The 371-nt window shown below is 70.6% G+C and carries 1 pseudogene; it reads left to right on the top strand.

Features of this window, described 5'->3' with window-relative positions:
* Positions 1 to 371: pseudogene (locus tag B0W88_RS32350) on the top strand (hypothetical protein); the annotation flags it as partial.

Genomic DNA, 371 nt, shown 5'->3' on the forward strand with positions numbered 1-371 from the left:
GCACTCGGTCTCGCACCTCAAGTACGACCCGCCGCTGACCTCCGACATCGAAGGCCTGGCGCGTCCGCTGAGCCACTGGGTGCGGCGCGCCGACTCGGCCGATGCGATCGGCTGGGACACGGCGCAGGCCGTGGCCGCTGCGAGTCAGCATCCGGGCCAGATCGCCACGCTGATCCTGCCGGGGGACACCTCCTGGCAAACGGTCTCCGGTTCCCGCGTCCTGCCGCCTAACCCTGAAGTTCGACGCAAGGCTCCGAGCGCCGCGCGCATCGAGCACGTCGCCCAGGTGCTGCGCTCCGGCGAACCCACGCTGATCATCCTGGCCAACAAGGCCACCCGCGGCGCTGCGCTCCTGAACGCCGGCAAGGTGT

Origin of the sequence: Pelomonas sp. KK5 (assembly GCF_001984095.1) — a bacterium.
Classification (GTDB): domain Bacteria; phylum Pseudomonadota; class Gammaproteobacteria; order Burkholderiales; family Burkholderiaceae_C; genus KK5.